Source organism: Kitasatospora sp. MY 5-36 (genome assembly GCF_001182915.1).
In the GTDB taxonomy this organism is placed as follows: Bacteria; Actinomycetota; Actinomycetes; order Streptomycetales; family Streptomycetaceae; genus Kitasatospora.
In genome coordinates this window covers 1-1,936 of the sequence record NZ_LFVW01001095.1, presented here as the reverse complement: position 1 = coordinate 1,936, position 1,936 = coordinate 1, and the positions used below count along the sequence as shown (strand labels likewise).

Genomic DNA, 1,936 nt, shown 5'->3' with positions numbered 1-1,936 from the left:
CCGCCGATGCGGCGGAAGTGGCGGCGCGGACGCCGTCGTTCGGGGCCGGCGCTGTCGCCCCCTCTGCTGTCGACACCGCTGCCGCCGGGCCCGCCGCAGCGGTCTCGTGGGCCGAACCGCCGCTCGGCATCCTGATCGGCGGCAGCCCCGGGCCCGCCGAGGCCCTCGGCCGACCGGAGGAGCGCGCACCGGTCCGCGTGGCGGCCCAGCCGATCCGGGTCGGCCGCGGCACCTGCCTGGTGGTACTGCCCTCCTGGCGGCCCGCCATCGCCGTCTCGGTGCCGACCGAGCAGCTGCTGTCCGCCACCGGGCTCGACCTCGAGCAGCTGGCCGGCGCCCAGCTGACGGTGCTGATGAACCCCGCCGCACTGCACGACCGGGAGCTGGAGCTGCACGGCTGGGAACCCGGTCCGGCCGGGCGGCCCCGGCGCGGCGGACGCACCTGACCGCTCCGCCGGGCCCGTTCGGCGACTGGCCGAGCGGGCCTGGCGGGCTTGGCCGGCCTGGTGGGTCTGGCGGGCCGAGCAGGTCTGGCGGACTCGGCGGGCCTAGCGGGTGGCCGGGGCGTTCGGGATGTACCCGAGGTCGACGGGCACCGGCGGCCGCCCGTCCACGGCCCAGCCCGTGCGGACCGCGTCCAGCAGTTCCGGCAGCGCGGGCGGCCAGAGCGCGTCGGCGTTCTCGTCGGCGAGGTCGGCCGGGGTCCACCAGCGCCAGTCCAGGATCCGGTCGACGGCGTGCACCGCGCTGACGTCGCCGACCGGACCGCGGTGCGGGCCGCCGGTGAGGTAGATGTGCTCGTGCTGGCGGACCGGGGTGCCGTGCCAGGTGAAGTCGTGCTCCCAGGTGCAGAGCAGCGGGCCGGGTTCGAGGTCGCTCCAGCCCGTCTCCTCCCACAGCTCGCGCCGGGCGCCGTCCCACGGGGTCTCGCCCGGTTCCAGGCCGCCTCCCGGCATGGTCCAGTGCACGCCGACCTCGTCGTTGTCCGAACGGAGCAGGAAGACCGAGCCGTTCCCGTCCAGGACCACCGTGCGGGCGGCCTGCCTCGGCCTGCGTTTGCGGGGGCGCAGCAGATTTCGCATCGGGTCACTCTCCCAGCGACGTCCGGGGCCGTCGAGCGGTTTCGGCACTCCGGTCGGGTGCACGAGCCGGCCGGTCCGTCGTGGCGGGCGCCGGGCCCACCGGTCCGCCGTACCCTGACGGCCATGCCCGCACCCGCGATCATCTTCCCCGCCGATCCGCTCAACCCGCGCCGGCCCGACCCGCACTTCGCCTGGGAGGCCAGGACCCTGCGGGAGTTGGGCGGCGAGCTGCACCTGGTCGACCACGACGGGCTGCTCGCCGGGCGGGCCGAGGAGGCCGTGCTGCGGGTGCCGCGGGACAGCGGCCCGCTCTGGTACCGGGGTTGGATGCTGCCCTCCGCCCGGTACGCCGACTTCGCCGCCGCGCTCACCGCCCGCGGCGGCACCCTGCTGACCAGCACGCCCGGGTACGCGGCCGCCCATGAACTGCCCGGCTGGTACGGCGTGTTCGAGGGCGCGACCCCGGCCAGCGCGTGGATCCCGTCCGAGGGACCGGTGGCGCCCGGGCCGGCGGAGCTGGCGGAGGCCGCGGCCCGGCTCGGCGGGCGCGGGCCGGCGATCGTCAAGGACTACGTGAAGTCGCGCAAGCACGAGTGGTACGAGGCCTGCTACGTACCCGAGTTGGCCGACCTGGCGGCCGTCGGCCGGGTGGTCGGACGGTTCGTCGAACTACAGGGCGAGTTCCTGGCGGGCGGCGTGGTGCTGCGGCGGTACGAGGAGTTCAAGGGCGCGGACCTCCCGGCGGCGGGACCGGTCGGCGCGAACGGCGCGCACGGTGCGAGCCGTACGGGCGGTGCGGCCTGTACGGCTGGTGCGGCCGGGCCGGAGCGGGCGGACGGCGGCGCGCCGGGGAG

3 protein-coding genes are annotated in these 1,936 nt (G+C 76.8%); 2 read left to right on the top strand and 1 reads right to left on the bottom strand.

Features of this window, described 5'->3' with window-relative positions:
- Positions 1-446 (top strand): hypothetical protein (locus tag AE652_RS40420; RefSeq protein ID WP_199823227.1); only part of this gene is annotated, 446 nt, incomplete at its 5' end.
- 102 nt (positions 447-548) lie between these two features.
- Here AE652_RS40420 and AE652_RS40415 read toward each other — a convergent pair.
- Positions 549-1,082 carry an NUDIX hydrolase gene (locus AE652_RS40415; RefSeq protein WP_049660777.1) on the bottom strand — a complete coding sequence of 178 codons (534 nt, stop codon included), beginning with the start codon at positions 1,080-1,082 and terminating at the stop codon, positions 549-551.
- A gap of 123 nt (positions 1,083-1,205) precedes the next feature.
- Between AE652_RS40415 and AE652_RS40410 the strand changes: the two genes are divergently transcribed.
- The coding region (locus AE652_RS40410; RefSeq protein WP_107086661.1) for an ATP-grasp domain-containing protein at positions 1,206-1,936 on the top strand (731 nt) is incomplete at its 3' end.